Annotated in this window: 26 protein-coding genes; 8 read left to right on the top strand and 18 right to left on the bottom strand. The window is 47.9% G+C overall.

Features of this window, described 5'->3' with window-relative positions; genetic code table 11:
• Positions 1 to 6: 6 nt before the first annotated feature.
• Positions 7 to 201 (bottom strand): hypothetical protein, encoded by a 195-nt coding sequence (locus Q0612_RS04560; protein WP_298881291.1) that lies wholly within the window; start codon positions 199 to 201, stop codon positions 7 to 9.
• A 226-nt stretch (positions 202 to 427) separates the two neighbouring features.
• Between Q0612_RS04560 and Q0612_RS04555 the strand changes: the two genes are divergently transcribed.
• Positions 428 to 1,141, top strand: coding sequence for an SIMPL domain-containing protein (locus Q0612_RS04555; RefSeq protein WP_298881290.1), 714 nt, complete (start codon positions 428 to 430; stop codon positions 1,139 to 1,141).
• An 89-nt stretch (positions 1,142 to 1,230) separates the two neighbouring features.
• On the opposite strand, the gene Q0612_RS04550 is transcribed toward Q0612_RS04555, so the two are convergent.
• Complete coding sequence (locus tag Q0612_RS04550; protein ID WP_298881288.1) at positions 1,231 to 1,533, bottom strand: hypothetical protein; 303 nt, start codon at positions 1,531 to 1,533, stop codon at positions 1,231 to 1,233.
• Positions 1,534 to 1,901: 368 nt separating this feature from the next.
• On the opposite strand from Q0612_RS04550, the gene Q0612_RS04545 reads away from it, so the two are divergent.
• From Q0612_RS04545 to trpS, 4 genes are all read left to right on the top strand, one after another.
• Positions 1,902 to 2,264: a helix-turn-helix transcriptional regulator gene (locus Q0612_RS04545; protein WP_298881286.1), complete on the top strand. Its 363-nt coding sequence runs from the start codon at positions 1,902 to 1,904 to the stop codon at positions 2,262 to 2,264.
• 273 nt (positions 2,265 to 2,537) lie between these two features.
• The gene (locus tag Q0612_RS04540; RefSeq protein ID WP_298881284.1) at positions 2,538 to 2,972 is read left to right on the top strand and encodes a DUF3887 domain-containing protein; all 435 of its coding nucleotides are present in this window, start codon (positions 2,538 to 2,540) and stop codon (positions 2,970 to 2,972) included.
• 119 nt (positions 2,973 to 3,091) lie between these two features.
• Positions 3,092 to 4,462: a sodium-dependent transporter gene (locus Q0612_RS04535; RefSeq protein ID WP_298881282.1), complete on the top strand. Its 1,371-nt coding sequence runs from the start codon at positions 3,092 to 3,094 to the stop codon at positions 4,460 to 4,462.
• Between the two features lie 75 nt (positions 4,463 to 4,537).
• Complete coding sequence (gene trpS / locus Q0612_RS04530; protein ID WP_298881280.1) at positions 4,538 to 5,620, top strand: tryptophan--tRNA ligase; 1,083 nt, start codon at positions 4,538 to 4,540, stop codon at positions 5,618 to 5,620.
• A gap of 132 nt (positions 5,621 to 5,752) precedes the next feature.
• Here trpS and rnc read toward each other — a convergent pair whose 3' ends face one another.
• The 12 genes from rnc to Q0612_RS04470 all read right to left on the bottom strand — a co-directional run bounded on the left by rnc (position 5,753) and on the right by Q0612_RS04470 (position 15,786).
• The gene (rnc, locus tag Q0612_RS04525; RefSeq protein ID WP_293821641.1) at positions 5,753 to 6,472 is read right to left on the bottom strand and encodes a ribonuclease III; all 720 of its coding nucleotides are present in this window, start codon (positions 6,470 to 6,472) and stop codon (positions 5,753 to 5,755) included.
• Positions 6,473 to 6,490: 18 nt separating this feature from the next.
• Complete coding sequence (gene fabF, locus Q0612_RS04520; RefSeq protein WP_293390382.1) at positions 6,491 to 7,750, bottom strand: beta-ketoacyl-ACP synthase II; 1,260 nt, start codon at positions 7,748 to 7,750, stop codon at positions 6,491 to 6,493.
• Positions 7,751 to 7,767: 17 nt separating this feature from the next.
• Positions 7,768 to 8,718 (bottom strand): nitronate monooxygenase family protein, encoded by a 951-nt coding sequence (locus Q0612_RS04515; RefSeq protein ID WP_021720056.1) that lies wholly within the window; start codon positions 8,716 to 8,718, stop codon positions 7,768 to 7,770.
• A gap of 86 nt (positions 8,719 to 8,804) precedes the next feature.
• Positions 8,805 to 9,035 carry an acyl carrier protein gene (locus Q0612_RS04510; RefSeq protein WP_021720057.1) on the bottom strand — a complete coding sequence of 77 codons (231 nt, stop codon included), beginning with the start codon at positions 9,033 to 9,035 and terminating at the stop codon, positions 8,805 to 8,807.
• Positions 9,036 to 9,091: 56 nt separating this feature from the next.
• Positions 9,092 to 9,835, bottom strand: coding sequence for a 3-oxoacyl-[acyl-carrier-protein] reductase (fabG, locus tag Q0612_RS04505; RefSeq protein WP_021720058.1), 744 nt, complete (start codon positions 9,833 to 9,835; stop codon positions 9,092 to 9,094).
• Between the two features lie 108 nt (positions 9,836 to 9,943).
• Positions 9,944 to 10,885 (bottom strand): ACP S-malonyltransferase, encoded by a 942-nt coding sequence (gene fabD, locus Q0612_RS04500; RefSeq protein ID WP_293827576.1) that lies wholly within the window; start codon positions 10,883 to 10,885, stop codon positions 9,944 to 9,946.
• A 64-nt stretch (positions 10,886 to 10,949) separates the two neighbouring features.
• A complete protein-coding gene (locus Q0612_RS04495) occupies positions 10,950 to 11,939 on the bottom strand; it encodes a beta-ketoacyl-ACP synthase III (RefSeq protein ID WP_249747838.1) in 990 nt (329 codons plus the stop codon).
• A gap of 4 nt (positions 11,940 to 11,943) precedes the next feature.
• Positions 11,944 to 12,957, bottom strand: coding sequence for a phosphate acyltransferase PlsX (plsX, locus tag Q0612_RS04490; protein WP_210684008.1), 1,014 nt, complete (start codon positions 12,955 to 12,957; stop codon positions 11,944 to 11,946).
• Positions 12,954 to 13,541 carry a transcription factor FapR gene (gene fapR, locus Q0612_RS04485; RefSeq protein ID WP_210684007.1) on the bottom strand — a complete coding sequence of 196 codons (588 nt, stop codon included), beginning with the start codon at positions 13,539 to 13,541 and terminating at the stop codon, positions 12,954 to 12,956. The genes plsX and fapR overlap by 4 nt, the downstream gene beginning before the upstream one ends.
• 220 nt (positions 13,542 to 13,761) lie before the next feature.
• Positions 13,762 to 13,941, bottom strand: a complete 180-nt coding sequence (gene rpmF / locus Q0612_RS04480) for a 50S ribosomal protein L32 (protein ID WP_021720064.1) — start codon at positions 13,939 to 13,941, stop codon at positions 13,762 to 13,764.
• A 35-nt stretch (positions 13,942 to 13,976) separates the two neighbouring features.
• Positions 13,977 to 14,480 carry a DUF177 domain-containing protein gene (locus Q0612_RS04475; protein WP_293827586.1) on the bottom strand — a complete coding sequence of 168 codons (504 nt, stop codon included), beginning with the start codon at positions 14,478 to 14,480 and terminating at the stop codon, positions 13,977 to 13,979.
• A gap of 97 nt (positions 14,481 to 14,577) precedes the next feature.
• A complete protein-coding gene (locus tag Q0612_RS04470; protein WP_021720066.1) occupies positions 14,578 to 15,786 on the bottom strand; it encodes an acetate/propionate family kinase in 1,209 nt (402 codons plus the stop codon).
• A gap of 159 nt (positions 15,787 to 15,945) precedes the next feature.
• On the opposite strand from Q0612_RS04470, the gene Q0612_RS04465 reads away from it, so the two are divergent.
• Positions 15,946 to 17,124, top strand: a complete 1,179-nt coding sequence (locus Q0612_RS04465) for a nucleotidyltransferase family protein (protein ID WP_298881258.1) — start codon at positions 15,946 to 15,948, stop codon at positions 17,122 to 17,124.
• A 104-nt stretch (positions 17,125 to 17,228) separates the two neighbouring features.
• On the opposite strand, the gene Q0612_RS04460 is transcribed toward Q0612_RS04465, so the two are convergent.
• The 3 genes from Q0612_RS04460 to rsmD form a co-directional block, all read right to left on the bottom strand.
• The gene (locus tag Q0612_RS04460; RefSeq protein ID WP_298881255.1) at positions 17,229 to 17,828 is read right to left on the bottom strand and encodes a hypothetical protein; all 600 of its coding nucleotides are present in this window, start codon (positions 17,826 to 17,828) and stop codon (positions 17,229 to 17,231) included.
• Positions 17,829 to 17,848: 20 nt separating this feature from the next.
• Positions 17,849 to 18,340: a pantetheine-phosphate adenylyltransferase gene (coaD, locus tag Q0612_RS04455; protein ID WP_298881252.1), complete on the bottom strand. Its 492-nt coding sequence runs from the start codon at positions 18,338 to 18,340 to the stop codon at positions 17,849 to 17,851.
• A gap of 119 nt (positions 18,341 to 18,459) precedes the next feature.
• Positions 18,460 to 19,017, bottom strand: a complete 558-nt coding sequence (gene rsmD, locus Q0612_RS04450) for a 16S rRNA (guanine(966)-N(2))-methyltransferase RsmD (protein ID WP_298881250.1) — start codon at positions 19,015 to 19,017, stop codon at positions 18,460 to 18,462.
• A gap of 168 nt (positions 19,018 to 19,185) precedes the next feature.
• On the opposite strand from rsmD, the gene Q0612_RS04445 reads away from it, so the two are divergent.
• Complete coding sequence (locus Q0612_RS04445; protein WP_298881246.1) at positions 19,186 to 20,844, top strand: DUF4127 family protein; 1,659 nt, start codon at positions 19,186 to 19,188, stop codon at positions 20,842 to 20,844.
• 92 nt (positions 20,845 to 20,936) lie between these two features.
• Here the strand turns inward: Q0612_RS04445 and thrS are convergent, their stop codons facing one another.
• A complete protein-coding gene (gene thrS, locus Q0612_RS04440) occupies positions 20,937 to 22,847 on the bottom strand; it encodes a threonine--tRNA ligase (RefSeq protein ID WP_293808027.1) in 1,911 nt (636 codons plus the stop codon).
• Between the two features lie 535 nt (positions 22,848 to 23,382).
• Between thrS and Q0612_RS04435 the strand changes: the two genes are divergently transcribed.
• The gene (locus tag Q0612_RS04435) at positions 23,383 to 24,957 is read left to right on the top strand and encodes a DUF4127 family protein (protein ID WP_298881239.1); all 1,575 of its coding nucleotides are present in this window, start codon (positions 23,383 to 23,385) and stop codon (positions 24,955 to 24,957) included.
• The last annotated feature ends 355 nt before the right edge of the window (positions 24,958 to 25,312 follow it).

Raw genomic sequence — 25,312 nt, 5'->3', positions numbered from 1 at the left:
CCCCCATTAAAAAAGTACAGTCTGCTCACTGTCCAAGGGCAGATAAACCTCGCTTTTATCTTTTAAGCGATTGTTATTATCTACCCACTGTCCGCATGGACATTGTATTACAGCGGTAGGCAACGCCCAAGCTAAATGTTTGCCGCAAGCCGGGCAGATATATTCTACCTGCAACCTGCCACGCTCTTTTTTCTTTGCCAATTCAGCGCACCTCCTGCTTCTTATTGCGTTTTTTATTATAGCACATTTGTACCATTAAGAAAATGCTTTGACGGCAGTAAGTGTTAAAAGTAAGTAAGTTAACCGCCTTTTCCTATATACCTGCTACAGCCTCACGCCTACAGCTTCGTGTTTTTTCTGTGTCTTTTAGGTTTATATTATATTTATGTGCTATAATAATCTTACAAAAGCACGAGGAGGTTATAATATGTCTAAGCTAAAACAAATGCTTTGTGCTCTGCTTACCGTCTGCCTGCTGGCCATTGGCAGCGCCAGCGCCCTGGCAGCACAGCCTGATGTGCCCAGCATCAGCGTCAGTGCCAATGCCACGATTGAGGTTGCGCCCGATACTGCTGTTATCAGCTTTGATGTCAATGGCAAAGGCCGTACTGCTGCCGAAGCTACGAATGCCGCTGCCAGCAAAATGGAAGGCGTCAGGCATAATCTGCTTGGCTGCAATATTTTAGGCAGTGATATTACGACTGCAAGCTACACGCTTTATCCTGATACCGATATCAAAGGTAAAATCACCGGCTATACCGCCAGCAACAGTGTACGCATCAAGCTTAAGGATATTGCTAAGCTTGGTCCGGTAATCGACAAAATCAGCACTGCCGGCGTTGATACGATTAATAATATTTCCTTCAGCGTCAGCAGCAGAGAGCTTTACCGCAACAAGCTGCTGGCTCAGGCTGTTGAAAACGCACGCCAGCAGGCTGCAGTGGTTGCCAATGCCGGCGGCCGCACGCTCGGCAAACTGCTGAGTGCCAACATCAGCAGTTACAGCGGTGGCATGGAGCGCTCCTATGGCAATATGAAGCTGATGGCTGCTGCCGACAGAGCTGCTGCCCCCGAAACAAGCATAGCTGCGCAGGAAATTACGATTAAGGCCAGTGTTGATACCGTTTTCGCTATGGAATAAACTGCTGCAAGCTAAAAACTGCTGCCACGCGTCACAGACGCAGGGCAGCAGCTTTTGCGTCAGAAGGCAAGCCTTCCACATTAGCAGCTTTATTTTTTTGGCAGCTTGTAAGCCTGCAATGCCTGCAAAAGCTCGGCACTGCCTGGAGCATATTGGGTGCACAGCTCCTTGAGCGCAGCAAAATTTTTCAGCTCCACGCCCCACAGGAAGCAATCTGCCTCATCATAGGCAGCTACAACGATGAATTTTTTAGCATCAAGCGGCGTTTTGCCCAAATCATCCGTCAGCATAATATAATCCGTGCCAAAATCCATACCGTATACCGTAATATTTTCTTCCGGAGTAGTGTCCTCCCAAAAGCCCAACTTGTCAAAATCAGCAGCAGTAAGCATAATACACCTCGTTTTCATATAATCTAGCCTTAATATAACACGTTGCGCCAGCATTTGCAACTTTAGCTGTTGGCGGCATACAACTTAAATTAAAGCTTCACCTTACTGCTATTCCTATAGCAAATTCGGAGTATACCATTTTTTACTATAAGTTAACAAGAAAATGTCAAGCGTAAAATACATTTTGTAAATAAAATTAGCGTTTTTTTCATAAGATTCTGCCCTATCCTACCCGAAATTACCATTTAGGGTAGGGACATTTCCGCATAAAAATGTCATAATATACTTAAAGAACGCAACACAGCTTCCGTTCATGTAGAGAAATATAAAAATGTTCTATTGTTGAATAACATCTGGAGGTGTAATTTATGGCAAGCTTAACTGTAAACCCCGACTATAAGCTTATCGGCAACAATATCAAACAGATGCGTACCAAATCGCAGGTATCTCAACAAAGTCTGGCAAAGGCAATTAATATTTCGCAAACACACATGAGTAATCTGGAAAACGGTAAAACCGGCGTGAGCCTGGCGATTGCTATCCGTATCGCCCAGCATCTGCGTTGCAGTCTTGATGCGCTGATTTTTGGTGAAGATAAAAAAACTTATGCGTTAGAGGCCAAACCGTTAAGCGCCCACACGGCTGATGAATTCAACCAGCTTTTGAAGCGCTCGCTGGCAGAAATGATGTTTCAATGCCTGCAGAGACCGGAAGTCCAAAATGAAAAATAAATCGAGCTGCTTTTCAGCTCCTTCTTTAAAGCCGCTGCGTCCCAAGGGACGCAGCGCTTTTTTTCTAGTAAAGCAACAATAAAATAGCTGTTATCGAATAATGGTGTCATCTGCGTGGCACCAGTATTCTTATGAGAAAATGATAATGCTTGCCAAAATTTAAAATCAAATTTTTCTAAAAATGCTTTTAAAAGACTTTACTAATTGAGAAAAAACAGTTATGATTATATATAGAATAGGCTTTCAAGCTATATGTTACTGGAGGTAATGAAGATGAAAAAATTAGTATTAGTATTAACCATGCTGCTCGCCTTTGCTTGCAGCAGTCTGGCCTTTGCTGCTGACGGCGGCGACCTGAACAAGGAACAAAAGGCTGCTGAAAAAATGATGACCTCTCTGGCTGGCGACGCTGCTACTGAATATGCAGCTCTTGCTCCTTCCATGAGCGCTGAGCTTGGCAAAACCATGGACCAGAAAAACTTTGCTGCTATCCAAAAACAGGTTAAACAACAATTCGGTTCCTTAAAAGAAACAAAATTCTTCAGCTTTGAGCGCTATGACCATGCTGATAAGGTAACATATATCGCAGGCTTCTCCAAAGAAAAAATCGTAGTTATGTCCTTTGTCTTCGGCAAAGATGCTAAGCTGCAAAACTTCAGCTTCTCTCCGTACAAAGCACCGGAACAGGCTCCTGCTGAAAAGAAATAAGATCTTTTGCACTGCATCCTGCTGCCCAGGCAGCGGGATGCAGTTTTTTTATTGCTTATAATTCTCCTTTAGCTTATAATTAGATTATCCAAAATTTTTTAGGGAGTAGGTATTTATTTATGGAAAGAGAAAGCTTTTCCTCACGCCTTGGCTTTATTTTAATATCTGCCGGCTGTGCAATCGGCTTAGGCAATGTCTGGCGTTTCCCGTTTATTACGGGCTTATACGGAGGTGCATCCTTCGTTTTAATCTATCTTTGCTTTTTGCTGCTTTTGGGCTTGCCCATCATGGTAGCAGAATTTGCGGTCGGCCGTGCGAGTGTACGCAGCGCTGCAAAATCCTTCGACGTACTGGAGCCTGCCGGTACAAAATGGCATCTTTATAAATACGGTGCTATTGCCGGCAATGTTCTCCTGATGATGTTCTACACCACTGTTTCCGGCTGGATGCTGTATTATTTCTACAAAATGGCTATAGGTGGCTTCGTCGGTCTGGATGCCAAGGGCGTTGGCAACGTTTTCGGCAGCCTGCTTAGCGACCCCGTAACCATGGCCGGTAATATGATTATCATTGTTCTCTCCTGCTTTGGCGTTTGCTATCTTGGCGTCAAGGCCGGCGTTGAACGCATCACCAAAAATATGATGGCCTGCCTGCTGCTGCTCATGCTGATTTTGGCAGTAAACTCCATTACTCTGCCCAACAGTGCTGCAGGCCTTAAATATTATCTCTATCCTGACTTCAACAGAGTTCTGGAGCACGGTATCCGTGAGGTAGTCTTCGCCGCTATGGGACAGGCCTTCTTTACGCTGAGCCTTGGCATCGGAGCACTGGCTATCTTCGGCAGCTACATCGGCAAGGAACAGCGCCTGACGGGTGAAGCAATGTGGATTATGGCACTGGATACCTTTGTAGCAATTGTTTCCGGCCTGATTATCTTCCCGGCCTGCTTCAGTTTCGGCATCAATCCCGACAGCGGTCCGAACCTGCTGTTCATCACCCTCCCCAACGTGTTCAACGCCATGAGCGGCGGCCGTATCTGGGGTACTCTGTTCTTCCTGTTCATGCTTTTCGCTGCCATGTCTACAGTAATCGCTGTATTCGAAAACATTACCTCCTGCATCTGCGATTTAACCGGCTGGGAGCGCAAAAAAACTATTCGCTTTAACATTATTGCGATTATCCTGCTTTCCCTGCCCTGCGTGCTGGGTTTCAACCTGTGGGGCCACATTCAGCCCCTGGGCAAAGGCACCTGCATTCTTGACCTCGAAGACTTCCTTGTCAGCAACAATTTGCTGCCCTTAGGCAGTCTGATTTACCTCAGCTTCTGCACCAGCCGTTACGGTTGGGGCTGGGATAACTTTATTGCAGAGGCAGATACCGGTAAGGGCATTCCCTTCCCCAAATGGATTCGCTTCTATGCTACCTACATTCTGCCGCTGATAGTGCTGTATATCTTCTTCAACGGATACTATGCTATGTTCGTAAAGTAAGCATGCGTTGACAGTTTACGTCAGTGCACTTATAATTATTATATAAATATAAGAACAAAAAGAGGTAAGACTAATATGAGTAAAATTATCCTGACCGGCGACCGTCCTACCGGACGTCTGCATGTAGGCCACTATGTAGGCTCTCTGCGCCAGCGTGTACAGCTGCAAAATTCTGGTGCATATGACAAGGTATATATCATGATTGCTGATGCCCAGGCGCTTACAGACAACGCTGAGCATCCGGAAAAGGTACGTAAGAACATCATCGAAGTAGCGCTGGATTATCTGGCCTGCGGCCTTGATCCTGCTAAATCTACCCTTTTCATTCAATCCATGGTGCCGCAGCTGACCGAGCTGACCTTCTACTATATGAACCTGGTCACTGTATCCCGTCTGCAGCGTAACCCGACCGTCAAGAACGAAATCAAAATGCGCAACTTTGAAGCAAGCATTCCTACCGGTTTCTTCTGCTATCCTATCAGCCAGGCTGCAGATATCACCGCTTTCCGCGCTACTGTAGTGCCTGTAGGTGAGGACCAGCTGCCGATGCTGGAGCAATGTAAGGAAATCGTGCACAAGTTCAATTCCGTTTACGGCGAAACACTGGTTGACCCGGACATCATGCTGCCGCAAAACGACGCCTGCCTGCGTCTGCCCGGCATTGACGGCAAAGCCAAGATGAGTAAATCTCTGGGCAACTGCATTTATCTTTCCGATGAACCGGAGGATATCAAGAAAAAAGTTATGTCCATGTACACTGATCCTGACCATGTACGCGTAGAGGATCCCGGTAAAATTGAAGGCAACACTGTTTTCACCTATCTGGATGCTTTCAGCACCGAAGAGCACTTTGCCAAATTCCTGCCGGACTACGCTAACCTGGACGAGCTGAAGGCTCACTACCAACGCGGTGGCCTGGGTGACGTAAAGGTTAAGAAGTTCCTCAACAACGTGCTGCAGGACGTTCTGGAGCCCATCCGTGAGCGCCGTCACTATTGGGAGCAACACATCCCTGAGGTTTACGAAATTCTGCGTGCAGGCAGCAAAGAAGCTGAAGCAGCCGCTGCTGCAACTCTGCATGACGTACGCGAGGCAATGCGCATCAACTACTTTGATGACGAAGCTCTGATGAACCAGCCCTACGAAAAACAACACTAAGCAATACACTGCAATCCCCTCTTTCCGAACAGGAAGAGGGGATTTTTTGTGCGCTGCAAAGCGTAAAGCATTACTGCCTGTGGGCAAAATAAAAGACCTACGGCATTTCTACCGTAGGCCGATATTGTAATGTTATTCCTGATTCCTTACATGCATATGTGCCAGCGCCTGCTTAGCAGCATGCTGCTCCGAATCTTTTTTAGTGCGACCGCTGCCCTCGCCGATAACAGTATTACCCAACATTACCTGAGAGGTAAATACCTTATTGTGCTCCGGACCGGTGCTGCCTAAAAGAACATAATGAATATCTGCATCGCCGTCACGCTGCAGATACTCCTGCAAACGTGTCTTGTAATCATTAAAGATACCATGGCGACAGATGAAATCTATTTCCGACTGCATCATACCCAGCAGGTAAGTCTGTACGACCTCAAAGCCCTGATCCAGGTAGATGGCACCCAAAACAGATTCAAAAGCATCAGCCAGAATGGAGGGGCGCTCGCGTCCTCCGCTCAGCTCCTCGCCCTTACCCAGCTGCAGATAGTCACCCAGATGAATCTTTTTAGCATATTCATACAGAGAACCTTCGCAAACCAGATAAGCACGTAGCTTAGTAAGCTGGCCTTCAGCCAAATCAGGAAAGTTCTTATACATGTATGTGCTCACGATAACGCTGAGCACGGAATCACCCAAAAACTCAATCCGCTCATTGTGATGCGGTTTAGGATACTGCTTAGCTTCATGGGCATAAGATGTATGTGTCAGAGCCATATCAAGAAGCTCTAAATCATGCATATGGATACCCAGCCCCTGGCAGAAGCTCTGCAGCTGCTGTGTACGTTTTTCCTGCATTTTAATCAATCCTGCTTATTAATCAACGTATTTTTTGAATACGATAGAAGCGTTATGACCGCCAAAGCCCAGGTTGTCGCTCAGTGCAACATTAACAACTTTCTTACGAGCTTCGTTCGGTACATAATCCAGATCCAGCGGACCTTCCGGATCGTCCAGATCCTTATCCTTGTAGTTGATGGTCGGCGGAATGATATCGTTTTCGATAGTCATAACGGTAGCAATAGCTTCTACGCCGCCAGCAGCGCCCAGCAGATGGCCAATCATGGATTTGTTGGAGCTGATGCACAGTTCGTAAGCATGCTCGCCAAATACCTTCTTGAAGGCAATGGTTTCGCCCAGGTCATTACGATGGGTAGAAGTACCATGAGCATTGATATAGTCAACCTCTTCCGGTTTTACACCAGCGTCAGCAACTGCTGCAGCAATGCAGGCAGCCGGAGTTTCGCCGGTCGGGTCCGGAGCGGTGATGTGGTATGCGTCGCAGTTCATAGCAAAGCCAGCCAGCTCAGCGTAGATGTGTGCGCCACGAGCCTTAGCATGCTCCAGTTCTTCGAGAACCAAAACGCCAGCGCCTTCGCCCATTACAAAGCCATCACGCTTTTTATCGAACGGACAAGATGCTGCTTCAGGGTTTTCGTTGTTGGTAGACAGAGCCTTCATGTTAGCAAAGCCTGCGATAGCAATCGGAGAAACTGCTGCTTCGGTGCCGCCTGCCAGCATTACGTCAGCATCACCGTATTGAATGGTGCGCAGAGCGTCGCCGATGCAGTTGGTGCCGGTAGCACATGCAGTTACGATAGCGGTATTAGGACCTTTCAGACCGGTTGCAATAGCAATCTGGCCTGCAGACATGTTCGGGATTTCCATCGGAATGAAGAACGGGCTGATTTTGGACGGGCCTTTAGAACCCAGCTTCAGGGATTGCTCCAAGAAGGTGTGGATGCCGCCGATACCGCTGCCAACGCAAACGCCGCAACGCAGAGGATTTTCCTTGCTCATATCCAGCTTAGCGTCTTCGATTGCCAGCTTAGCAGCAGCAACTGCAAAGTGGGTTACACGGTCCATACGCTTGCCTTCTTTTTTATCAATGAAAGCAGTGTAATCAAAATCCTTAACCTCACCAGCAATCTTTACTGTGAAATCAGTAGTGTCAAACTGAGTGATAGGGCCGATACCGGATTTACCGGCAACCAGGTTATTCCAGAAGGTATCTTTGCCGATACCGATAGGAGTTACAGGGCCAACGCCAGTTACTACAACTCTTCTTTTACTCAAAATAGTTCACCTCGTAATCAAATTTTTGAAATTTCATCCTTTATGCGCCTGAAGATTTCTTTTACAGGCAGAATTTCCTTGATTTTCCACATATTGGCACCGGTGAAAACAAGACCGGTTTCTACGTCACCCTGCTGTGCACGTGTCAGCGCTCTGATAATGCAGAAGCTGTGGGTGCAATGCTTTAAGCACAAATCGCAGGTGGTGGGTTTAGGAGCTTTATTATCTAAAGATAACTGTGCAAAGGGATTGCGGATAGCGCGTCCCTTATAGCCTACAGGGCTGTCAATCTGCACAACATCTTCTTTAGTCATTTTAAGATAGAATTCTTTTAAAGCAGGTGCGCCGTTGGATTCCTCACTGGCAGCAAATCTGCTGCCCATCTGCACACCGCTCGCGCCCAGCTTCAGAAGCTCGGCAACATCACTGCCGCAGACAGCGCCGCCGGCAGCAATAACAGGTATATTAACGGATTTAACAATCTCCGGAAGTATCTCTTTAATAGATTGCTGGGTTCCCAGGTGACCGCCTGCTTCGGTGCCTTCGACAACGATAGCAGAAGCTCCCAGCTTCTCAGAAATCTTAGCCAGTTTTACAGAAGAAACAATTGGTACTACTTCGACACCATATTTACGTCCGACGGCAAAAATATCTCTTGAAAAACCGGCGCCGGCTACGATTAAATCTATTTTCTCTTGTGCAGCGGTAGTGATCAGACCTAAAAACTCTCTTGCCGCAAACATTGCATTAATACCGATAATGCCCTTGCCGCCGGTAAGTTTTCTTGCCAGACGTATTTCTGTACGCAGTTCGTCAAAGCTCATGCCGGACGCTGCGATAAGTCCTATACCGCCTTCTTTAGCTACAGCAGCTGCCAAACGGGCTGTAGACAGCCTGATAGCCATGCCTCCTTGTACAATCGGTACTTCAGCAACAAGTTTACCGATTTTCAGCACTGGTAGTTTCAACAAATATCCCCCATTTCAGGACTAAAGTAGAGTAGCTTGTGTCCGGGAACCCTCAAGGGGTTCCCTAAACATAAGCAGGTAAAGCATTATTTTTCTTCATCCAGCAGTTTAACAGCGTCAGCTACAGTGCGGATTTTTTCAGCTTTTTCATCAGGGATTTCAACACCGAATTCCTCTTCGAAAGCCATGATCAGCTCAACGATATCGAGGGAGTCAGCGCCGAGATCATCGATGAAAGCGGATTCCATCTTTACTTCGTCAGCGTCAACGCTCAGTTGTTCAACAGTGATGTCTCTTACTTTTTCGAAAGTGCTCATTACGATTCACCTCCTTCCAATAGGTAAAGTTGCAGGTCTCCCAAATGGGCCCCCTATTACATTACCATACCACCGTCAACATGTAAAGTCTGTCCGGTAATATAATTGGCGTCATCGCTCACAAGGAAGACAACAGCCTTGGCAATATCAGTAGTTTCACCCAGTTTGTGTAAGGGTATAGAAGTCAGCATACCTTCAACAACTTTGTCGGAAAGTACACTTGTCATATCCGTTTTAATAAAGCCGGGAGCAACAGCGTTCACGTTAATGCCGCGAGCAGCAACTTCCTTAGCAACGGATTTAGTAAAACCGATTACGCCGGCCTTAGCAGCAGCGTAGTTAGCCTGGCCAGCATTACCCATCAGACCAACGACAGAGCTGATGCTGACAATTTTGCCGGCTTTTTGTTTCATCATGTATTTGACAGCGGCCTTGGTGCAGTTGAACACACCCTTCAGGTTAGTGGTCAGAACTGCGTCCCAATCCTCTTCTTTCATACGCATCAGCAGACCATCACGGGTAATGCCTGCGTTGTTTACGAGGATATCAATGCGGCCGAATTCTTTAACAACTTCATCTACCATAGCAGTAGCAGCTTCGTTGGAGGAAATGTCTGCCTGCACTACGAAAGCCTTGCGGCCCATAGCTTCGATTTCTGCAGCAACCTCTTTAGCAGCAGCTTCACTGCCTGCGTAGTTTACAACCACGTCAGCACCTTCTGCAGCGAGAGCCAGTGCGATTGCACGGCCAATGCCACGTGAAGCACCAGTTACGAGAGCTTTTTTACCTTCTAACTTCATTGTAAGTTCTCCTTATCCTTCAATTCATCATCTGTCATTTAGTCTTCACAAATACATACTGCATGTACGTTTAGGGGAATTGCGAAGCTGACAGTTTAGCCTGGTGAATTATTTATTCAGCTCAGCTAAGGTTTTTTCCAGGCTGGCAGCGTCTTCAACGTTGAGAGCCATCATGCCTTTAGCAATCTTCTTGGTGAAGCCGGTCAGAACCTTGCCCGGGCCAACCTCAACAAAAATGTCTACGCCGCCTGCAACCATGTTGCGTACGCTGGTTTCCCAGAGAACAGGCATAGCAGCTTGCTTAACGAGCAGCTTTTTGATTTCTTCGCCGCTGGTAACCTCCTGAGCGGTTACGTTAGCAACAACAGGAATAGTGATATCTTTGATTTCAATCGGAGCCAGAACCTCAGCCAGGCGGGCTGCAGCGGGCTGCATCAGAGTGCTGTGGAAAGGAGCGCTTACTGGCAGCAGCACTGCGCGTTTTGCACCGGCAGCCTTAAGAGCTTCGATAGCTTTATTTACAGGATTAACTGCACCTGCGATAACAACCTGACCGGGGCAGTTGAAGTTTACTGCTTGCACTGCTTCGCCGGATTCAGCTTCTACGCTGCGGCAGATTTCTACGATTTTGTCGCTGTCCAGACCGAGGATAGCAGCCATGCTGCCTTCGCCTACAGGAACAGCCTCTTGCATGAATTGTCCGCGTTTGTTAACAATGCGTACAGCGTCAGCAAATTTCAGAGCGCCGGTGTTTACCAGTGCGCTGTATTCGCCCAGGCTGTGGCCAGCAGCGATATCGCAGCTTACGCCATGCTCCTTCAGAACTGCTGCACAAGCAGTGCTGGCAGTCAGAATAGCAGGTTGGGTGTTAGCGGTCAGCTTCAGGTCTTCAGCAGGACCTTCGAAGCACATTTTGCTGATGGAATAGCCAAGAGCGTCATCAGCCTCTTCAAAAATCTGTTTTACAACAGGATATTCATCATAAAAAGCTTTGCACATGCCAACGGTCTGAGAACCTTGGCCGGGGAATACGAATGCGATTTTACTCATCGTGTAAATTACCTCACTTTCGACAAAAATCAAATACTATTAAGACAAACGAAAAATGTTTGGATTATTTACTCCACTTGAGGACAATAGCTGCCCAGGTCAAACCTGCGCCAAAGCCATCAAGAATAATGTTGTCGCCTTTTTTCAGGGCGCCAGCCTTTTGAGCCTCGCACAGAGCGATAGGAATAGATGCAGCGGAAGTATTGGCGTATTTGTCTACGTTTACCCAAACCTTATCCATCGGCATCTTCAGACGCTTAGCAGCGGAAGTGATGATACGGTAGTTAGCCTGATGCGGGAACAGCATATCCAACTCTTCCGGCTTCATATTCGCCTTAGCCAGAGCACGCTTTGCAGTCTTGCCCATAATCTGAATAGCGAATTTGAATACTTCCTGACCGTTCATATGAATGGTGTGGTCTTTGGCAGCAACGGTTTCTTCGCTTGCCGGATTACGGCTGCCGCCTGCCGGTTGCAGCAGGAACTTGCCGCCGTTGCCGTCGGCACCCATGTCAATGCCCAGTACACCGTAGCCTTCTTCAACCTCGCCAACTACAGCAGCACCGGCGCCATCACCGAAGAGAACGCAGGTGTTACGATCTGTCCAGTTCATAATACGGCTCAGAGTTTCCGCACCGATAATCAGAATCTTGTTATACAGACCGCTCTTAACCATCTGGCTTGCTACAGCAAGGCTGTAAACAAAGCCGCTGCAGCCTGCAGCCAGGTCAAAGGCAGCTGCATTTTTTGCGCCCAGACGAGCCTGTACCAGGCAGGCAGTAGACGGGAAAATGTAATCGCTGGAAGCAGTACCTACGATAACGAGGTCCAGCTCTTCCGGAGCAACACCAGCGTCCTTCAGTGCTTCTACAGCAGCATTGTACGCCAGATCAGAGGTTGCTTCTTCCGGAGCAGCGATGTGACGCTGCTTGATGCCGGTGCGCTCAGTAATCCACTCGTCACTGGTCTCAACGATTTTCTCCATGTCTGTATTAGTGATAATCTTCTCAGGAACATAATGTCCTAAACCTAAAATACCAACAGCTCTTGTCATTTATCTAATTCCTCATTTCTTTTGATTCCGCAATCTTATCTTTGATGATACTTACAACATCCTGCTCGGCAAAGTCCATAGCTACGTGAATAGCATTAGTGATTGCTTTAGCCTTGGAGCTGCCATGGCAGATAATAAACGGTGCGCGGATACCTAACAGCAGGGCACCGCCGTATTCAGCAGGGTCAAGACGTTTCTTCAGGCCCTTCAGTGCAGGCTTGATTAAAAGTCCGCCCAGCTTTGCCAGAATGCCGCCGTTCATAATTGCTTCCTTGATCAGCGTCATAATAGCCTTCGCCAGACCTTCACCGAACTTCAGCACGACATTGCCGACGAAGCCGTCGCAGACAACTACATCTACCGTGCCTTTGTTGATGTCACGACCTTCAACGTTGCCGATAAAGTTTATCGTCCGAGTATCCTTTAAAAGCGGGTAGGTTGCCAATGCTTGCTCGTTACCCTTAGTTTCTTCTTCACCGATGTTCAAAAGTCCTACCTTCGGCTGAGAAATTTTTAAAATTTTTTCTGCGTACACCGTACCCATGATAGCACTCTGTACCATATGCTCAGGCTTGGCGTCTACCTTGGCGCCGCTGTCAAGCACTACAGTAGTACCCTTCAGGCTGGGAATCGGCGTTGCAATAGCAGGTCGTTCCACGCCCCTGATGCGGCCTACGCAAAAAAGCGCTGAAGCGACAGCAGCACCAGTGCTGCCGGAGGAAACAAGGGCATCACATTCCTTGTTTCTCAGCAATCCTGCCGCAACTACGATAGAAGCGTCCTTTTTGGACTTAACCGCAATCGCAGGATGCTCGTCCATCGCAATTACCTCGCTGGCATGATGAATAGTAATCTTCGGATTTTTATCCGCACCGTATTTTACCAGCAGCTCACGGATTATTTTTTCATCGCCAACCAAAACAGTTTCGCAGCCATACTCTTTAACAGCGTTGACTGCACCTAAAACAAGCTCTTTGGGACCATAATCGGTACCCATAACATCTACGGCGATTTTCATGCTTCCTGCTCCCCCTCATGCTTAGTTCTGTTATCCAAAGAAACAATAATGAACTTAGCGCGAAAAACCTCTTCGTTATTGTTTTTCACGGAAACAAAAATATAATATTTATCCATGCGGCGGTGTGTAACTACTGCACGGGCTACAAGCACAGCACCTGCATTGACAGGCAGCTTATACTTGACATTGCCTACAGCAGTCAGCGCATATTCCGCATCTACAACTGCCAAAGCCAAAGTATTGGCCATAGCAAACATATAATAACCGCGGGCAATCCCGGTACGCTCAAGCACCATATCAGGTGTAATCTTCAGCGTGGAAATACCGATTTTGTTCAGCTCCAGATCCAGCAGCTCGCCCACGATATCCTTTTTATCAATGGCACGCAGCTTGGTCTGAGCTTCTTCGGCCATAGTACGAGTTCTGGCACGCAGCTCAGGAATTCCCAGAGCAACACGGTCCAGACGTATAGTCTGTACGCTGACATCCAGCATCTTTGCCAGTTGCTCATCAGTGCTGAAGGGATTATCCCTAAGCAGCTTCTTCAAGCTTCTGTGACGTATTAATTTTTTAGAAGAAGTCATTCCATCACCTGCTTTTTAGTACCAGCTCATAATATCTGTTTTTATTATAAAAGCATAGCACGTTTTTGGCAAGGGTTTTTTAGCAAAAAAATTGTAACATCTCTTATATTTCAGCGATTTTTTTAATTACACAATTAAGTGCTGCTTAAACGATAAGCTTCAGCATATCATGTAAAAAGCCTCCGGAATTACTTCCGAAGGCCTTATCAACAGCTTAAAATTATTCAGCTTTAGCAATGACTTGTTTGCCATTGTAGTAACCGCATTCAGGGCAAACGCGATGCGGCATTTTCATTTCATGACATTGCGGGCATTCAACCATGCCAGGAACGCTCAGTTTCCAGTTAGCACGACGTCTGTCACGACGGGCTTTGGACATTTTTCTCTTAGGTACTGCCATTTCTCAATACACCTCCTCAGTGCTATGAAGTGAATTTAATTTTTGATGAATTGCTTCAATGCCGCCAGCCTCGGATCTACAGTGAACCTGTCGCATCCGCAGTCACCATCATTAAGATCAGCGCCACAAACGGGACAAAGTCCCCGGCAGTCTGGCTTACACAGAGCCTGCATGGGCTCTGCAAGCAGCAGCCCTTCACGAAGCGGTTCCGTTATATCAATAACGTCCGAATCGTAGACAAAAGCATCATTTTCAATATGTTCAGCACTTGCCGGATAAAACTTCTCGACAACCTCTGCCCTGGTTTTACCTGTAAAACCCTTCAGACAACGGCTGCAGGTACGTCGTACCTTAGCAGTCATTACAGCCTGCAGTAATAATACATCACCAGCGTTGCTCATGGTGCCTTCTAAATTTACTGTGCCGTCAACAGCAAGCTCTTCAGCTGCAATTTCCAGCTCAGCAGGCGAAAGCTCATAAGCAAGAGTTTTTTCACCGACTAGTCTTTTCTTGATTTCTGCGACATTTATTTTAATCATATTTCACCAATCGTTACAATTATAGCGGTATTACCGCTCTTTGTCAAGTAAAAATGCTTTAAAACTATTATCAGTTACTATAGCCTCAGGCAAACGACTACAGCTTGATGATTCTGCGACAGATGTTATAGGTATCGCGGGCAATAACCAGCTCCTCATTTGTCGGGATGACGAAAATCTTGACACGCGCACGACGCACGCTGATTTCGCGCTCCTTGCCGCGCACCTGGTTCAGTTCCGGATCAACGCGCGTGCCCAGATATTCCAGGCCGTTGCAGATTTTGTCGCGCATAAAGGGAGAATTTTCTCCCAGGCCTGCAGTAAAGACAATCGCATCCACGCCGCCCATTGCTGCTACATAACCGCCGATATATTTTTTTACCTTGTAGGCAAAAACGTCTATCGCCAGCTGGCTGCGGTCATCACCACGGTTCGCAGCGCTTTCCAGGTCACGGAAGTCACTGGACAGACCGCTGATGCCCAGAATACCACTGCGGCGGTTCAGATAATCATCTATCTGCTGCGCATTCATATTTTCCTTTTCCATCAGGAAGGGAATAATCGCCGGGTCAATCTCGCCGCTGCGGGTGCCCATAATCAGGCCTTCAAGCGGTGTGTAGCCCATGCTTGTATCAATGGATTTGCCGTATTTAATTGCTGCAATGCTGGCACCATTGCCAAGGTGGCAAGTAATAATACGCAAATCATTCATATGCTCGTGCATCAGCTCTGCAGCACGCAGCGCCACATATTTGTGCGAAGTGCCATGGAAGCCGTAACGGCGCACGCCATATTTGACATACATTTCATAGGGCAGGCCGTAAAGATAGGCAACCTTAGGCATTGTCTGATGAAAGGCTGTATCAAACACAGCAACCTGCGGTGTTCCGCGCATAATCTCCATACAAGCGTTAATGCCGTACAGGTTAGGCGGATTATGCAGAGGTGCAATTTCACAGCAAGCCTCAATACCGTGCAACACATCACTGGTAATCAGCACGCTGTCAGTAAAGCGCTCACCGCCATGCACAACACGATGGCCTACAGCATCAATCTCGGACATATCCTTGATAACGCCATATTCCTTGCTCGTCAGCGCTTTAATCGCCAAGCGGATACCAACCTTATGGTCAGGAATTTCCTCTTTTATATCAATTGTGTATTTGCCTGCTGGCGTATGCTTCAGTGTGGAGCCTTCCATACCGATGCGTTCAATCAGGCCTTTGGCCATGACATGCTCGCCTTCCATGTTTATCAGTTGATACTTGATGGAGGAGCTGCCACAATTTACTACGAAAACAATCACAATAAACCTCCCGGTCAACGCCAAATTTAATTCTAGTCATAAATACCAATATATTATTAGTATACACTATTCGTAGCTAATTGAACAGAAATATTTTCTCAATTCCAAGCCTATGTTATAATAATATTCATAGAGATAAGATATTGCGAGGTAAAAATCATGCAGGCTACAGGCATCATTGCCGAATATAATCCCTTTCATAACGGTCATCTTTATCATATACAGGAAACGAAGCGTTTGACGCAGCAGCCAGTCATCGTCGTAATGAGTGGCAGCTTTATGCAGCGCGGCGAGCCTGCCATTTTAAGCAAATGGCAGCGCGCCGCCTTTGCTGTACAGGGCGGTGCTGATCTGGTGCTGGAGCTTGGCTGCGCCTTTACGCTGCGCAGTGCCGAATTCTTTGCCAGGGGCGCTATAGAGCTTCTGGCAGCCACTGGCTGCGTCAATACGCTTGCCTGCGGTACAGAACACCCGCAAAGTGATTTCGTGGCCGCAGCACGCCTTGCCTGCAGCGCTGAAGCGCAGGCAAGGCTGCGTGAGCTGCTGCAAAGCGGCAGCAGCTATGCACAGGCCTGGGAAAAAATTTTAGGCGCACACACCGCCTTCCGCTCTCCCAACGACATTTTGGCGCTGGAATATACCAAGGCCCTGCTGCAGACTGCTGCAAGCATCAAACCGCTTTACCTGCAGCGTACAGACGAAGGCTATAACTCCACCGCCATCAGCAGCAGTATAGCCAGCGCCAGCGCGATTCGCCAGGCTTTGGCGCTCGGCAATGGCAGCTGGCAGCAGGCCACGCCTGCCTACACGCATATAGCACTTACCAGGGGCGGCTACGACGCACAGCTTTTATGGCAGCTGCTGAAATATCGCCTGCGGCTGCTTACGCCGTCTCAGTTGGCTGAGCGCTGCGAGGCCTGTGAAGGCCTGGAGAACCTGCTCAGCAAGGCTGGCGACTGCGCTTGCCTGCAGGCAGCGCTCGCTGCCTGCAGCAGCAAGCGCTACACAGCCAGCCGCATCCGCCGACTGCTGCTGCAAATATTGCTGGACCAGTCCAAAGCAGTATGGCAGCAGCAGGAGCCTGCCTACCTGCGCGTGCTGGCCTTTAATGACAACGGCCGTCAGCTGCTGCACCAGATGAAGAAAAGCGCCAGCCTGCCACTCATCACTAAGTTAGGTCAAAACGCCTTAAATATTGATAACGCTGCCTACCAAACGCAATTAGCATTGGAAATAGCTGCTACCGACACATGGTCCCTACTGCAGCATAACACCGCACTTAACCGCAGCGGCAACGATTTTTACCAATCACCCATCTACGTCCGCAGCCAAAGCTAAACATCGCTGTCAAACAACTAAAATACTGCTTAAACAACAAAAAGCTGTAACGTCAGCATCACACATGTGATGCCTCGTTACAGCTTTTATAATGCACTTATTTCTTATTCTTCTTCAGCAGCTTCCGGCTCCGGCGCCTCTACCGGTGCCTGCGGATGCTGTATGTTATTCATTTCTTCCTTAACACTTTGGATGTTTTCTTTAAGTCCGCCCAAAGCACTGGTCAGATTACCGCTCAAAAACTCAAGCATATCATCAGCATACTTCAGGGAAGACTGCTTAACCTGTAAAGCATACTCATCAGCAGCAAGCTTGGTTTCCTCCTGATAGCGCAGTGCATTAGCCTTAACATCCTCTGCTACAGCATTAGCCTGCTTAACAATCTCCTCCTGCTGTACCTTGGCATCAGCCTCAGCCTGAGCAACACTTACAATACGCTCTGCCTCTTCCTTAGCCTGTTGCACAATACGGTCGGCATCAGCATAGGCCTTATCGACAATATTCTTCTGCTCCTCCAGCACCTGGTTGGCACTTTTGATTTCGCGCGGAATTGCCTCCTTGAGATCATCAATAATATTCAGCAAATCGTTTTCATCAAGCATAATCTTATCCATCAAAGGAACACGTCTTGCATTAGAAACCAAATCAAGAAATTCGTCAAAAAGTCCATCGAGTGCTACATTAGTTTTGTTGCGTTCAATCATGTTATCATCCCCACTCTAATCTATTCAAACTTTTGGTAAACATGCTTACGGATGCGTTCTTCGATGCATTCAGGCACTAAATCCTTTAATTGACCGCCGAAGGTTGCCAGCTCACGTACACCGGAAGAGCTGACGAAGGAATATTTTGCATTAGTCATGATGAAAACTGTTTCCAAATCATTATCAATTTTTTTCAGCAGCAGCGCTCTTTGAAATTCGTATTCAAAATCAGTAAAAGCGCGCAGACCTCTGACAATAAAAGGAGCCTCTTCCTTTTTACAGAATTCATTCAACAAGCCTGAAAAGCAGGTTACTCTTACGTTAGGAATATGCTTAGTTGCATCCTTAAGCATTTCCACACGCTCTTCCATAGAAAACATTGCCTTATCCTTACCAGGATTATGAAAAACGCTGATAATCAGCTCATCAAACATCGCACTTGCTCTTTCAAAAATATCAATATGACCCTTGGTAACAGGATCAAAGCTTCCTGGACAAACTGCTCTGCGCATAGCCAGACCTCCTAATCTATTCTTAACCGGAACCCGATCAAAGAAAACCCTATTATATATCTTGTCTTTTATTCGACATAAAAGCTGATAATCCTTTTTATTTCCCAAAAATATTATAATTACAAAGGATTATAACAAATAAAATCTACCAACGTTTCGCCATAGCGGCTGCTACGCACCAGCTCACAACCTACAGGCAGCTCCGGCAACGCATTATGTGCGCTGCGCTCTACTACCAGATAGCCACCGGGACGCAAAAAGGAGCGTCTGCCCAAAAGCGCAATAATCTGCTCTATCCAGCCCTTGTTATACGGAGGATCGCAAAAAGCAAAATCAAACCGCTCCCCTGCTGCCGCCAGCCTTTCTGCAACAGCAGGAGCACTGCCCTGCAGCACTCTGCAGTCAGCCTCTGCGCGACACTTGGTAATATTGCTGCGCACCAGGCGCAAAGATTCCTTGCTGGCATCAATAAATGTAACAGCTGCAGCGCCACGGCTCCAGCTTTCCAGCCCCAGGTTGCCTGTACCTGCAAACAGGTCCAGCACTGTGGCACCAATAATTTTACTGCCTATAATATTAAAAACGGATTCCTTAACTCTGTCTGCAGTCGGCCGTACATCATAGGTTTTCGGTACAGTCAGCTGCAGGCCACGGGCCTTGCCGGTAATTATTCTCATATACTGCTCCTCTATGTTATAATTGTGGTGAGATGGCATTTCGCCCCCTTTCGCAATCACTTTCTCGCCTGCCCCATCGGGGAAGGTGTCAGCGAATGTAATGAGCTGACGGAAAGGGGGGAAATTAATCTTAAACATTCTCTACATTTTCTTTCAAAGGACACCCTTATGCGCAATTCAAGCAAAATAATCTTAACAATTTGCTCCATACTGCTGATATCAGGCATCTGCTTACGCCTGTCGCTGCCCTCAAGCACTCCGCTCCAACTGGCGCAACCGACGCCAACGCAAAGCGTCCTGCTGCTGCCGCTCGACAGCCGCCCTGTTTGCAGCACCATGGTACAAAAACTGGGTACGCTTGCAGGCCTAAATGTAATTTTACCGCCAAAAAGCTATCTTGACAACTACCAGACGCCCTCTGACAGACAAAAACTTTTCCAATGGTTGCAGACAAATCAGCTATTATGCGATTACAGCATCATTTCTGCCGATAATCTGCTACATGGCGGCCTGCTGGCCGCCCGCATGAACACCGCCACTCCGTCTGAGGAAGATGAGCTGCTCAAGCATCTGCAAGAGCTGTCGGCGACAAAGCGGCAGGCAATTTTTTCCGTCATTCCGCGCTTGCTCGTCAGCGACCAGCTTTTGCCCGACCGCTGGTACCAATACCAGCTGATGCGTTATTCCCAGCTTGCCGATATGGTGCGCATCACCGGCAGCTTCGCCATGACGCAGGAGCTGCGCCGCACAGAAGCAAAAATCCCGGCCAAGGTTTTGGATAAATACCGCAGCCGTTATCAGCAAAGCGACCGCTTTAACCTGGGCCTGCTTAAGCTTGCCACAGATGACAGACAGATAACCTTCGGTCAGGACGATGCTTCGCCCATCGGACTGCCGCACGCCAGTGCTGTAAAGCTGCAAAGCAGCATCGCTGCCCAGCAAAAACAAAAGCAGGCACAGCTCACCTACGGCGCAGATGAAATCGCCACCCTGCTGCTCACGCGATACTATCTGCAGCAAAGCGGCTGGCAGCCCAGGGTTTACCTGCATTACGCTTCTCCTGAAGCGGAAGGTGCAGATATGCCCTACATGGCAGTCTGCGTCGGTGCAGCGTTGCGCAACCAGCTGCAGCTGCTTGGCGCAACTGAGGTTACTACGCCCGCTACTGCAGACCTCATCTGCTATGTTAACTGCGGTAACGACGATTTCCGTCCGTCTGCCAAGCAGGTACAGGAGCTACGGCAAATGCTGGACCAAGGCTATAAGGTTGCACTAGTCGACAGCAGCGCCAATTTTGAAGCAGAAGAGCTGCTGCTGCCCCAGCTTTTGGCAAACAACGTGCAAGTCAATAAGCTCGCTGCCTACGCCGCCTGGAACACCTTCAGCAATTCTTCAGGCACCGCCTTAGCGCAGGGACTGATCTTCTGCGGCCGCCTGCGCCAGCTGCAGGCAGCAGGCGCAGCTGCGGACCAGCTGGCAGCACTCTACGCTGCCAACCTGAACTTTACCGCCGAGCGTATCCTCGAGGATTACTATTACCAAAAGCTGGTGCATCCCCAACTGCGACAAAAATTGGAAGCCTTTGGTATAAATCCCGTAGAGCTGGACAGCGAAGATAAAACGGCAACAGAGCAATATATCCAGGGAAAGCTCAGCCTGCAGGCATATAAGCTGCTGCACGATAATTTGGGACGCACACCCTTTTATCAGCAAAACGGACAAAGCTATTATCTGCGCGACCTCAGCGTCGGCGCTAAGCTCCCTTGGGCCAGAATATTTGAGGTAGAACTGCAGGTATGGACGCATACAGGCGTAAAAACAGAATAGAATTTTACTTTGTACTTCTTTTAAAGCAAGACAAAAAACTGCCCCGCTTGTAAGTGGGGCAGTTTTCTTCAGCTGTCGGCTACGCCGTCAGCTTATTTTTTCTCTTTAATTTCTTCTTGCAGCATGGAGATAAATTCATCCTGAGGCATAGCACCGATATCGCCTTCACCACGACGGCGTACATTTACAGTGCCTTCTTCCATTTCCTTGTCACCAACGACCAAGGTGTAAGGAACCTTCTGTACCTGTGCTTCACGAATCTTATAACCAAGCTTCTCATTGCGATCATCAAGGTGTACACGCAAGCCAAGATCAAACATCTTGTCAGCCAGCTTTTTAGCATATTCAACATGCTTGTCGGTAATCGGCAGAATGCGAACTTGGCAAGGAGCCAGCCAAGCCGGGAAAGCACCGGCATAGTTTTCAATCAGAATACCAATAAAGCGTTCAATAGAACCATACACAACGCGGTGAATCATAACAGGACGATGCTTCAGGCCGTCCTCACCGGTATAGGTCAGTTCAAAACGTTCCGGCAGCTGCATATCCAATTGGATAGTACCACACTGCCAGGTACGGCCGATGGAGTCGGTCAGATGGAAGTCAATCTTAGGACCATAGAAAGCACCGTCACCTTCGTTGACTACGTAATCAAGACCGCAATCCTCCAACGCATCTCTCAGACCTTGGGTTGCCAGCTCCCAGGTAGCGTCATCGCCCATGGAATTTTCCGGACGAGTAGACAGTTCTGCATGATATTTCAGACCGAAGGTTGCATAAACCTCGTCAAACAAACTGATTACATTCTTAATCTCGCTACGAATCTGGCTGGGCATCATAAAGATATGCGCATCATCCTGAGTAAAGCAACGTACACGAAACAGTCCGTGCAGAGCACCGCTGAGCTCATGACGGTGTACAAGACCAAGTTCACCGGCACGGATAGGCAGTTCCTTATAGGAATGCGGATGCAGCTTGTAAACCAGCATACCACCAGGACAGTTCATCGGTTTAATAGCATAATCCTGCTCATCAATCTGAGTAAAGTACATGTTTTCTTTGTAATGATCCCAGTGACCGGAGGTTTCCCAAAGCTTACGGGACAGAATCATCGGGGTTTTGATTTCTTCATAACCATAACGGCGATGAACCTGACGCCAGTAGTTAATCAACTCGTTACGGATAACCATGCCGTTCGGCAGGAAGAACGGGAAGCCGGGGCCTTCATCCATAATAGCAAACAAATCCAGCTCCTTGCCCAGCTTACGATGGTCACGTTTAGCAGCTTCTTCCAGCATATGCAGATAAGCATCAAGCTCTTCCTTGCTGGGGAATGCAGTACCATAAATGCGCTGCAGCATTTTGTTCTTTTCGTTACCGCGCCAGTAAGCACCTGCAATACTCTGCAGTTTAAATGCTTTTACTCTGCCGGTAGACGGGCAGTGAGGACCGGCACAGAGGTCAGTGAAATCACCTTGGGTATAGGTGCTGATGATCGCATCCTCAGGCAGGTCATTAATCAGCTCAACCTTATATTTTTCATCTTTAGCAGCAAACATTGCCAGAGCTTCACTGCGCGGCAGTTCTGCACGCTGCAGAGGAATATTCTGTTTAACAATTTTTGCCATTTCCTTTTCGATAGCCTGCAAGTCCTCCGGAGTAAAGGTATGCTCGCTGTCCAAATCATAGTAGAAGCCGTTGGCAATAGCAGGACCGATAGCAAATTTAACATCCGGGAACAAATGCTGAATAGCCTGAGCCATAACGTGTGCAGCAGTATGACGGATTGCATGCAGACCCTCCGGAGTATCCGGTGTAACAAATTCTACTGCTGCATCATGCTCCAGCTTATCGCTCAAATCCTTGTTGACACCGTCAACAACAGCCAGCAGAGCCTGTTTACCCAGCTTTTGGGAAATACTCTTGGCAATGTCCAGCAAAGTTGTGCCGGCAGCAAATTCCTTGACGCTGCCATCTTTCAAAGTAATCTTGATATCAGCCATAATTATCCTCCTCTAAATTACGCAGTAACACGCAATATTTTTCTTAAGCCTTCCGAAACCTCAGCTTACCCGCCTATTATTTTTATTAAAAATAAAAATAACCCCAATCCCTCTGCAAAAAGGGACGGAGTTTTCCGCGGTTCCACCCTGATTGACTTATATATTAAGCCCTCTCGGTACCGTTAACGCCGGTAATACGGACTGGCATACTTGCTTGCGCGTTCCGCAGTCAGTTTGAAGGCGGTGCGCCCTTCGTTTCCTTCCTGCTGCTCTCAGCCACGGCAGCATTTTCTGTAGAACCATCCACGACGGCAATTCCTTCGCATTACTGTTACTATTTTCATTTACCAGTTTATTATAGCACACCGGCAATGCTTGTCAAGCTTCCACTGGAAAAAATTTTTATTTCATAGTATAATAATAAAATAAATTCTTTTACTTGTAAACATGCCAAACAACGAGTCCTTTGTGCATGTATATTAACCTTTATAAAACGTATATATTCAGAACTGTTAATAATCAAGGAGGCGTACGCATGGCAAAATTCACATTTCGGCACCATAAGCTGGCAGCAGCCATCTGCACAGCTGCTTTACTGATGCCGGGTTCCGTCCAGGCCAAACGCCTGACTATTCTTTATGTACCATTAGACAACAGACCGGTCTGCTCCACTTATGTACAACAAACGATGGAGGCAGCAAACTGCAAAATTATTCTGCCGCCCGAAAAATATATTGCCACTAACGAAAGAAACGGTAATCCCGACGCTATCTGGGACTGGTTGGAACACAAGGCGCCCAAGGCCGATGCCGCAGTTATCAGCACCGACAGTCTTGTTTACGGCGGCCTTGTCGGCTCGCGCACACACAACGTAAGCCAGGAGGAGCTGCAAAAGCGCGTTAATCATCTTTACAAGCTGAAAACTACCCTGCCGATAAAGCTATATGCTTTTTCAACGATTATGCGCACCCCACGCGCCAGCAGAGGACGTGTAGAGCCGCCTTACTACAGCACCATAGGCCCAAGTATCTTTGCCTACAGCCAGCTTTTAGACAAGCAGGACCAGGGCAAGCTGTCGCCTGCGGAAAAGCTGACGATGCAGGCACTGGAGCGCAACATGAAAAAAGCTGAGCTGGGTGACTGGCTGGAGCGACGCGAAAAAAATCTGCTTGTCAACCAGGAGCTTACACGCATGGCCCGCAACGGCAAATTTCATTATTTTGCCATCGGCAAGGATGATAACGCTCCTCTTTCCGCTACGCACATGGAAGGACGCAAAATCAGCCTCAGTACCTTTGATATGAGCAGAGACTGCTTTCAGATTTTGGACGGAGTTGATCAGCTCGGCCTGCTTTTAATCGCCCGTGCCTACAACGAGGCCAACGGCACTAAACCTTCCGTTTATCCCCTGTACAGCGTAGGAGCCGGTGCCTCCACCCTGCCCCAGTACAGCGACGCACGGCTGCAGGACAGCGTACCGCAGCAGATTATCGCTGCCGGTGCAGTGCAGGCAGCATCCGCAGATAACGCCGATCTGATTTTAGCACTCAATACGCCGCAGGACGGCATCGTCAAGGATTCTACCGCTGATGATAACCAGCCCTTTGCATCTGCCGGCAATAAAAACTTTGTCGGTATCCTGGGACAGCTGCTCCGTTCCGGACGCAACGTTTCCCTGGCCGATATCAGCTATTCCAACGGTGCGGACAACGGCTTTATGAGCCTGCTGGCCAACAGCATCAACCTGCAGCCGTTAGCAGCCTACAATGGTTGGAATACAGCTGACAACGCCGTAGGCTATGCCATCGCCCAAGGGCTTATCGCCCGCGATATGAGCAGCGAAGCACGCAGCAGACTGCTGCGCCAACGCCTTATCGACGATTGGTTTTATCAGAGCAATGCCCGCCGCAGCATTTCAAACGAGCTGGAAAAGCATAACCGCGAGGATTTGAAATATGATCTTGCTACAGAGGAAAAAGTAATCCTGCAACAGGTTACTGCAGACTGTCAAAGAATGGTTAATGATTGTCCGCTGACCAAAGGTACTAAGTTCTCACTTTCCTTCCCCTGGAAGCGTTTATTTGAGGTAGATGTAAAAATAAAGAAATAGAAAAACAAAGCGCAGAGAATTGCAGCCAAAAACTGACAAGCTCTGCGCTTTTATTATGTCAACGTTTTTATATAACAGTCGCTAAGAAAAATTTAGGCAACAAAAATCCCCGTCACTTTCGCGACGGGGATTGATTTGCATTTATGACGAAGCATATGGTGCTTTATTCGTCTTTTGTTCCAGTCACCAGGCTGGCGAGAAAGTGCCAGAGGCGAGGAACGGATGCCGCCGGCGTACTTCCAGTACGTCAAGGCATTTGTGACAAAGCATATGGTGCTTTATTCGTCTTCAGTTCCAATAACCAGGCTGGCGAGAAAGTGCCAGAGGCGAGGAACGGATGCCGCCGGCGTACTTC

This window comes from uncultured Phascolarctobacterium sp. (assembly GCF_937920985.1).
In the GTDB taxonomy this organism is placed as follows: Bacteria; Bacillota; Negativicutes; order Acidaminococcales; family Acidaminococcaceae; genus Phascolarctobacterium_A.
Note: the sequence above shows the minus strand (reverse complement) of the source record. Positions and strands in the feature narration are given on the sequence as shown.